Origin of the sequence: Bacillus sp. NPDC093026 (genome assembly GCF_044754665.1) — a bacterium.
Taxonomy (GTDB): Bacteria; Bacillota; Bacilli; order Bacillales; family Bacillaceae; genus Bacillus; species Bacillus maqinnsis.
This window is the reverse complement of sequence record NZ_JBIVPN010000001.1, coordinates 942,428-950,640: the sequence shown is the minus strand read 5'-3', so window position 1 is coordinate 950,640 and position 8,213 is coordinate 942,428. Positions and strand designations below refer to the sequence as shown.

Below are 8,213 nucleotides of genomic sequence, written 5' to 3'. Positions count from 1 at the left end.
CAGAGTGGATCCTGAGTACGGCGGAACACGTGAAATTCCGTCGGAATCCGGGAGGACCATCTCCCAAGGCTAAATACTCCCTAGTGACCGATAGTGAACCAGTACCGTGAGGGAAAGGTGAAAAGCACCCCGGAAGGGGAGTGAAATAGATCCTGAAACCGTGTGCCTACAAGTAGTCAGAGCCCGTTAACGGGTGATGGCGTGCCTTTTGTAGAATGAACCGGCGAGTTACGATCCCGTGCAAGGTTAAGCAGAAGATGCGGAGCCGCAGCGAAAGCGAGTCTGAATAGGGCGCAAGAGTACGTGGTCGTAGACCCGAAACCAGGTGATCTACCCATGTCCAGGGTGAAGTTCAGGTAACACTGAATGGAGGCCCGAACCCACGCACGTTGAAAAGTGCGGGGATGAGGTGTGGGTAGGGGTGAAATGCCAATCGAACCTGGAGATAGCTGGTTCTCTCCGAAATAGCTTTAGGGCTAGCCTCAAGGTAAGAGTCTCGGAGGTAGAGCACTGATTGGACTAGGGGCCCCTACCGGGTTACCGAATTCAGTCAAACTCCGAATGCCGATGACTTATCCTTGGGAGTCAGACTGCGAGTGATAAGATCCGTAGTCGAAAGGGAAACAGCCCAGACCGCCAGCTAAGGTCCCAAAGTATACGTTAAGTGGAAAAGGATGTGGAGTTGCTTAGACAACCAGGATGTTGGCTTAGAAGCAGCCACCATTTAAAGAGTGCGTAATAGCTCACTGGTCGAGTGACTCTGCGCCGAAAATGTACCGGGGCTAAACGTATCACCGAAGCTGCGGACTGTTCTAACGAACAGTGGTAGGAGAGCGTTCTAAGGGCAGAGAAGCCAGACCGGAAGGACTGGTGGAGCGCTTAGAAGTGAGAATGCCGGTATGAGTAGCGAAAGACGGGTGAGAATCCCGTCCACCGAATGCCTAAGGTTTCCTGAGGAAGGCTCGTCCGCTCAGGGTCAGTCGGGACCTAAGCCGAGGCCGAAAGGCGTAGGCGATGGACAACAGGTTGATATTCCTGTACCACCTCCTCACCATTTGAGCAATGGGGGGACGCAGGAGGATAGGGTAAGCGCGGTAATGGATATCCGCGTCCAAGCAGTTAGGCTGGGAAATAGGCAAATCCGTTTCCCGAAAAGGCTGAGCTGTGATGGCGAGCGAAATTTAGTAGCGAAGTTCCTGATTCCACACTGCCAAGAAAAGCCTCTAGCGAGGTGAGAGGTGCCCGTACCGCAAACCGACACAGGTAGGCGAGGAGAGAATCCTAAGGTGATCGAGAGAACTCTCGTTAAGGAACTCGGCAAAATGACCCCGTAACTTCGGGAGAAGGGGTGCTTCTTAGGGTGTTAAAGCCCCGAGAAGCCGCAGTGAATAGGCCCAGGCGACTGTTTAGCAAAAACACAGGTCTCTGCGAAGCCGTAAGGCGAAGTATAGGGGCTGACGCCTGCCCGGTGCTGGAAGGTTAAGAGGAGCGCTTAGCGTAAGCGAAGGTGCGAATTGAAGCCCCAGTAAACGGCGGCCGTAACTATAACGGTCCTAAGGTAGCGAAATTCCTTGTCGGGTAAGTTCCGACCCGCACGAAAGGCGCAACGATCTGGGCACTGTCTCAACGAGAGACTCGGTGAAATTATAGTACCTGTGAAGATGCAGGTTACCCGCGACAGGACGGAAAGACCCCGTGGAGCTTTACTGCAGCCTGATATTGAATGTTGGTACAGCTTGTACAGGATAGGTAGGAGCCTTGGAAACCGGAGCGCCAGCTTCGGTGGAGGCATCGGTGGGATACTACCCTGGCTGTATTGACCTTCTAACCCGCTGCCCTTAACGGGCAGGGAGACAGTGTCAGGTGGGCAGTTTGACTGGGGCGGTCGCCTCCTAAAATGTAACGGAGGCGCCCAAAGGTTCCCTCAGAATGGTTGGAAATCATTCGTAGAGTGTAAAGGCACAAGGGAGCTTGACTGCGAGACCTACAAGTCGAGCAGGGACGAAAGTCGGGCTTAGTGATCCGGTGGTTCCGCATGGAAGGGCCATCGCTCAACGGATAAAAGCTACCCCGGGGATAACAGGCTTATCTCCCCCAAGAGTCCACATCGACGGGGAGGTTTGGCACCTCGATGTCGGCTCATCGCATCCTGGGGCTGTAGTCGGTCCCAAGGGTTGGGCTGTTCGCCCATTAAAGCGGTACGCGAGCTGGGTTCAGAACGTCGTGAGACAGTTCGGTCCCTATCCGTCGCGGGCGCAGGAAATTTGAGAGGAGCTGTCCTTAGTACGAGAGGACCGGGATGGACGCACCGCTGGTGTACCAGTTGTTCTGCCAAGGGCATCGCTGGGTAGCTATGTGCGGACGGGATAAGTGCTGAAAGCATCTAAGCATGAAGCCCCCCTCAAGATGAGATTTCCCATTCCGCAAGGAAGTAAGATCCCTGAAAGATGATCAGGTTGATAGGTCTGAGGTGGAAGCGTGGTGACACGTGGAGCTGACAGATACTAATCGATCGAGGACTTAACCTATTCTTATGTGAAGCATGAACATTGTTATCTAGTTTTGAGAGAATATTTTTTAAAGATATCTCTTGATTTATTTTGAATACATAGTATAATATCTTTTGTCACTAAATTGTCTGGTGATGATGGCGAAGAGGTCACACCCGTTCCCATACCGAACACGGAAGTTAAGCTCTTCAGCGCCGATGGTAGTTGGGGGTCTCCCCCTGTGAGAGTAGGACATCGCCAGACTTTCTTCATTCCGCAGTAGCTCAGTGGTAGAGCTATCGGCTGTTAACCGATCGGTCGTAGGTTCGAATCCTACCTGCGGAGCCAATTTGGAGAGCTGTCCGAGTGGCCGAAGGAGCACGATTGGAAATCGTGTAGGCGGTAACCCCGTCTCAAGGGTTCGAATCCCTTGCTCTCCGCCACAAGTTACATATACATAAAGGGCCCGTTGGTCAAGCGGTTAAGACACCGCCCTTTCACGGCGGTAACACGGGTTCGAATCCCGTACGGGTCACCAATTATCATAAAGTATAAACCAGCATTTTATTTGGAGGATTAGCTCAGCTGGGAGAGCATCTGCCTTACAAGCAGAGGGTCGGCGGTTCGAGCCCGTCATCCTCCACCATATTTTATATCGTCGCGGGGTGGAGCAGTTCGGTAGCTCGTCGGGCTCATAACCCGAAGGTCGCAGGTTCAAATCCTGCTCCCGCAACCAAATAATGATGATGTTAAAATGGTCCGGTAGTTCAGTTGGTTAGAATGCCTGCCTGTCACGCAGGAGGTCGCGGGTTCGAGTCCCGTCCGGACCGCCATTTTTAAGATGATATTGGCTCGGTAGCTCAGTTGGTAGAGCAACGGACTGAAAATCCGTGTGTCGGCGGTTCGATTCCGTCCCGAGCCACCACTATTTGCCGGTGTAGCTCAATTGGTAGAGCAACTGACTTGTAATCAGTAGGTTGGGGGTTCAAGTCCTCTTGCCGGCACTGTTTTTCAAATGTGGAGGGGTAGCGAAGTGGCTAAACGCGGCGGACTGTAAATCCGCTCCCTCCGGGTTCGGCGGTTCGAATCCGTCCCCCTCCACCATTTTATTTTCATAGGGGCATAGTTTAAAGGTAGAACAGAGGTCTCCAAAACCTCCGGTGTGGGTTCGATTCCTACTGCCCCTGCCAATTAAATGATTCATAGCATCTATGGCGGTTGTGGCGAAGTGGTTAACGCACCAGATTGTGGCTCTGGCATTCGTGGGTTCGATTCCCATCAATCGCCCCATTTTATCATTGGGCTATAGCCAAGCGGTAAGGCAACGGACTTTGACTCCGTCATGCGTTGGTTCGAATCCAGCTAGCCCAGTTTATATGCGGAAGTAGTTCAGTGGTAGAACACCACCTTGCCAAGGTGGGGGTCGCGGGTTCGAATCCCGTCTTCCGCTCCAATGATGGCGGCATAGCCAAGTGGTAAGGCAGAGGTCTGCAAAACCTTTATCCCCGGTTCAAATCCGGGTGTCGCCTTTTTTGAAAAGACTGCCGGGGTGGTGGAATTGGCAGACACACAGGACTTAAAATCCTGCGGTAGGTGACTACCGTGCCGGTTCAAGTCCGGCCCTCGGCACCAATTATTTTTTATATAAGTTGCGCTCTATAATTATCATGCCGGTGTGGCGGAATTGGCAGACGCGCACGACTCAAAATCGTGTTCCTCACGGAGTGCCGGTTCGACCCCGGCCACCGGTATCATTTTTTAGTCAGAAATATGGATATAACAACAGTTAAAAAGATTATACTTAGGTTTTTAAAACTGGGATACAATCTTTTTTTGTTGTGTTCGCTTATCATGTTCGTTTTTGTGTAAATAACAAGAATATATTTACATGAAAGAAACGATTCATTTGTTAAAAAAGATGAATTATTATTAATTGAAACACGTAGACGGCATAAATTTACTGAGTGGCAGTACAAAAGCTGAATCAGAATTGTGTTCAGCTTGGGAAGTCGTCCATGCGATGGGATATAAGCTCGTTAGTAGAAATATTGAAATTTCAACATCATGCTAAAACTGTTAGAAGTATTTTTCAAATGTACACTCATAAAAAGAAACAGTATTCAATGATAATGATAATGGATTATCTTAATGAGGATGAAATTACAACTTAGTCTACTTCAAAGTAGTTAAGCGTTTTTAAAAATTCAGTATAAAAAACGTATGGCTCAATGAGGCGAATTGAAATTTTTTAGTACAACATTGAGCAAAGTTTAGGGAATAAAAATGGACTCGAAGTAATATATCCGAGGACACACAAGATTGATTGTTTTGTATTCTGATTTGTTCCGAGGTTGTGCGTACACGTTCTTATATTTAAATAAAAAAGGGAGCCTTAAGGCTCCCTTTTTTATTCATTCACTTGTAAAAATGCTTTATTGAAAAATATTGAGGAACACTTCTTTTTATTTGTACTTTGGTACCCGTCTTATAGTAAAATAGGAACATAAGTTCTGTTTTTTGGGCAAAATCAATAATATTCCAATTTTAAGTTCTTGGACAAGCAAAGAAAACAAAGTATAATACAATTTATGAGGTGGAGAATATGAGAAAATTTAAAGTTGCTTCTTTATTTTGTGGGGCTGGTGGGCTAGACATAGGATTGGAAGCAACCGGGAAATTCCAGACAGTCTTTGCCAATGATATCGACAAGGATGCTTGTAAGACTTTTTCGAAGTGGTCTGACGCAATAGTAGTACCCGGCAAAATTGAAAATATAAGTTCAGATGATATTCCTGACGACATAAATATTGTAACTGGAGGTTTCCCGTGCCAGGGGTTCTCGGCAGCTGGTCCACGTCAAGTGCTTGATGTGCGAAACAAATTATACTTAGAACTTTGTAGAGTAATAGAAGCGAAGCAACCAATCGGCTTTTTAGCTGAGAATGTTAAAGGACTTATGACAATGGGTGATGGCTTGATATTAGAGAAGATTATCGAAGACTTCAGCTCAAAAGGATATAACCTATATCATAAACTTCTTAATGCCGCTGATTATAAAGTTCCTCAGGACCGTGAACGAGTAATTCTAGTTGGAATTCGACAAGATATTGATAAAGGATTTGAATTTCCTGAACCTACTGGTCGAATTACGCTAAGAGAGGCTATCGGACATTTCCCTAAGCCAAATCAAGATGATATTTGCCAGGCTCCATATTCATCAAGATACATGAGCCGAAACAGAAAACGTGATTGGGACCAAGTGAGTTATACTATTCCAGCTATGGCTAAACAAGTAACACTACACCCAAGCTCACCAGACATGACTAAACTTGAAAGAGACTTATGGAAATTTGGTGAAGGAGAAACAAGACGTTTCAGCTGGCAGGAAGCTGCGGCTGTTCAAACATTTCCAGAATCTCTTGTATTTGAAGGGGATTTAACGAGTAAGTATAAGCAGATTGGAAATGCTGTTCCGCCGAAACTTGCTGAAGCCGTTGGATACAAATTTGCCGAAGCACTCGAGAAAGCCTTAGAACGAGAGAAAACGAAGGTAGTGATTTAATGGCAAGTCAAACAGTAAATGGAAAGGCCTTAGAGTTTGCATTTTTGCAATCCCTAGATCAATCTTTAAATGAACGAGCTAATGTGAAAGTAATTGGTTCGCCACAGTTAGAAACAGCCCATAATGCTTATTTATCACTTCCACAAATAACACAACAGAAAATGAGCGAAGGTGCGGACGCAGGGATTAATACTATTCTTCAATTAGAGCCACGTTTAACTAATGGCAATGGAACTTTACAGCTTTCAATATTACCAGATTCAGCAGGTCAAGCTGGTGATGTTCGGGATGTGCTAGCTGTTAGGAATACTGAAGGTTGGGAGATAGGAATATCTTGTAAGAATAATCATGCTGCTCTTAAGCATTCACGTTTATCAGCAACAATTGATATAGGTGAATCCTGGTTTGGTTATAATTCAACAGCTGATTATTTCCGCCAGGTAGTACCAATCTTTAACGAGCTTAGTAATTTAAAAAGGCAAGGTATGTTATGGAATCAGATTCCTGATAAGGCTACTCGATATTATGTACCCGTCCTTAATGCGTTAATAGATGAATTATGGAGACTAGATGGGATTTATCCTGATCAGATCCCTCAAAGATTATTAATGTACTTATTGGGACGACATGATTTTTACAAGGCGATTGTAAAAACTGGTCGCAGAACAACTGAGCTTCAAGGTTTCAACTTACTAGGAACATTGAATCAGGGATCTCATGGTGTAAGACCAACTCTAAGAATGCAGCAACTCAGACTACCAACAAGATTTTATCATATTCATTTTAAGCCTAGGTCAAATAACACGATTTTAATTGTTCTTGATGAAGGATGGACAATTTCTGCTCGTATTCATAATGCTAGTTCCAGAGTTGAAGGATCATTAAAACTTGATGTTCAACTCGTAGGATTACCACCAAACCTATTCAGACAGACTTTAGGCTGGTAATAATATAAGGGAGTCCTTAATGGACTCTGCAACTTGTATACATATGATGAGACAGGTGAAATAGGAAAATATGAAGACAAGTGATTCTGATAAACAACAGCATTTGTGACTGTTTAATCGGATGGAGCAGTTTGATTATAGGATTTTGTGTGCGTTTTCCCGTTGAAAAATGGTGTGGTGATTTCGATTTTTCAGGAGTGGAGGAACTTGAGCCAATAGATGCTAGACTTTATCGTTTGCAAGGGTTGTTTTTCAAACAGGGGTAAGGACTGCATTCTGCTATTACTTACTGAGAGCACAAGAGCTTTGCAGTCAAGAACAGCGTGTGATCGGTGAGTCTTATTTATCATCTTGTGTAAGAATTAATAAATTCTCAAGGTCATTAAATCAGTTCTTGATCGGACGATTGTTCACCTATATATACTTCCTCATGTATATGATGAAAGAGTACCATAAAGTCTCGATAGGACAAGTACATATTTTAAATGGCATCAGTCTACTCTTCTCAACTTTTAGCGAATTAAATTTCAGTAAACCGAGACAAACGGATTTATGAAATGGTGCATGGAACGTGAGGAAGCGTATGAATAGGTCGAGACTTTTACGTCAGTAAGTGCAATGTGACGAGAAAACGACAGAATCGACTCTGTTGTTTTCTATGTGGCATTCCACATACGCTCTATTTTCGCATGGTCAGCGCTGTGGTATTTCAAAACATACACATCTGGATTGCTTAGATTTTTCCATTCTTTAAAGCCTATTGTTGAATCAAAGTGTTTGAGAAGCAAGCTCATGATATTGCCGTGTGTGACAAAGAGGGTGTGATCTTCTCCTGAGTCTATTTGTTCATGAAGTGCCTCTACAATGCGATACATGGCATCTTGGCTTGATTCACCGCCTTCAAAGACGATATTCATATCGATAAAACTAAGTTTTAGTTTTTCATACCAATCATCAAGTATTTTGCTACTTAACACGCGTTCAGAGAGACGGTTATCGATGTGAATCTTGAGTTGTTTTTCATGAGCAAGTGGCTCAATGGATTGTACTGCTCTTTTGGAGGGACTTGAAATGATCTGATTGAGATGGATATCGGAAAAGAGCTGAGCAAGGGCTTGTGATTGAACGATTCCTTGCTGCGTTAAAGTCGCTTCTTCGGATTGTCCACTTGCTTGACAATGTCTGATGAAATAATATGTTTTCATTTAATCCGCC

3 protein-coding genes, 16 tRNA genes and 2 rRNA genes are annotated in these 8,213 nt (G+C 45.1%); 20 read left to right on the top strand and 1 reads right to left on the bottom strand.

Features of this window, described 5'->3' with window-relative positions; translation table 11 throughout:
* From ACIQCE_RS04895 to ACIQCE_RS04800, 20 genes are all read left to right on the top strand, one after another.
* A 23S ribosomal RNA gene (locus ACIQCE_RS04895) occupies nucleotides 1-2,528 on the top strand; the annotation flags it as partial.
* Nucleotides 2,529-2,637: 109 nt separating this feature from the next.
* Nucleotides 2,638-2,753: ribosomal RNA gene (gene rrf / locus ACIQCE_RS04890) — 5S ribosomal RNA — on the top strand.
* 9 nt (nucleotides 2,754-2,762) lie between these two features.
* A tRNA-Asn gene (locus ACIQCE_RS04885) sits at nucleotides 2,763-2,837 on the top strand.
* A gap of 4 nt (nucleotides 2,838-2,841) precedes the next feature.
* Nucleotides 2,842-2,932 (top strand) — tRNA-Ser (locus ACIQCE_RS04880).
* 20 nt (nucleotides 2,933-2,952) lie between these two features.
* Nucleotides 2,953-3,027, top strand: a tRNA-Glu gene (locus tag ACIQCE_RS04875).
* A 32-nt stretch (nucleotides 3,028-3,059) separates the two neighbouring features.
* A tRNA-Val gene (locus ACIQCE_RS04870) sits at nucleotides 3,060-3,135 on the top strand.
* Nucleotides 3,136-3,148: 13 nt separating this feature from the next.
* Nucleotides 3,149-3,225, top strand: a tRNA-Met gene (locus tag ACIQCE_RS04865).
* A gap of 20 nt (nucleotides 3,226-3,245) precedes the next feature.
* Nucleotides 3,246-3,322: transfer RNA gene (locus ACIQCE_RS04860), tRNA-Asp, on the top strand.
* A gap of 16 nt (nucleotides 3,323-3,338) precedes the next feature.
* Nucleotides 3,339-3,414 (top strand) — tRNA-Phe (locus ACIQCE_RS04855).
* Between the two features lie 6 nt (nucleotides 3,415-3,420).
* Nucleotides 3,421-3,493: transfer RNA gene (locus ACIQCE_RS04850), tRNA-Thr, on the top strand.
* Nucleotides 3,494-3,508: 15 nt separating this feature from the next.
* A tRNA-Tyr gene (locus tag ACIQCE_RS04845) sits at nucleotides 3,509-3,593 on the top strand.
* A 12-nt stretch (nucleotides 3,594-3,605) separates the two neighbouring features.
* A tRNA-Trp gene (locus tag ACIQCE_RS04840) sits at nucleotides 3,606-3,679 on the top strand.
* 24 nt (nucleotides 3,680-3,703) lie between these two features.
* Nucleotides 3,704-3,779 (top strand) — tRNA-His (locus ACIQCE_RS04835).
* Nucleotides 3,780-3,788: 9 nt separating this feature from the next.
* Nucleotides 3,789-3,860: transfer RNA gene (locus ACIQCE_RS04830), tRNA-Gln, on the top strand.
* Nucleotides 3,861-3,867: 7 nt separating this feature from the next.
* Nucleotides 3,868-3,942 (top strand) — tRNA-Gly (locus tag ACIQCE_RS04825).
* Between the two features lie 5 nt (nucleotides 3,943-3,947).
* A tRNA-Cys gene (locus ACIQCE_RS04820) sits at nucleotides 3,948-4,018 on the top strand.
* Between the two features lie 14 nt (nucleotides 4,019-4,032).
* Nucleotides 4,033-4,121, top strand: a tRNA-Leu gene (locus ACIQCE_RS04815).
* A 37-nt stretch (nucleotides 4,122-4,158) separates the two neighbouring features.
* Nucleotides 4,159-4,240: transfer RNA gene (locus tag ACIQCE_RS04810), tRNA-Leu, on the top strand.
* 851 nt (nucleotides 4,241-5,091) lie between these two features.
* Nucleotides 5,092-6,051 (top strand): DNA cytosine methyltransferase, encoded by a 960-nt coding sequence (locus ACIQCE_RS04805; protein ID WP_400493807.1) that lies wholly within the window; start codon nucleotides 5,092-5,094, stop codon nucleotides 6,049-6,051.
* Entirely contained in the window at nucleotides 6,051-6,998 is a 948-nt protein-coding gene (locus tag ACIQCE_RS04800) for a HaeIII family restriction endonuclease (RefSeq protein ID WP_400493806.1), read from the top strand. Before ACIQCE_RS04805 ends, ACIQCE_RS04800 begins: the two co-directional genes overlap by 1 nt.
* Before the next feature lie 656 nt (nucleotides 6,999-7,654).
* On the opposite strand, the gene ACIQCE_RS04795 is transcribed toward ACIQCE_RS04800, so the two are convergent.
* A complete protein-coding gene (locus ACIQCE_RS04795; RefSeq protein ID WP_400493805.1) occupies nucleotides 7,655-8,203 on the bottom strand; it encodes a histidine phosphatase family protein in 549 nt (182 codons plus the stop codon).
* Nucleotides 8,204-8,213: the final 10 nt, after the last annotated feature.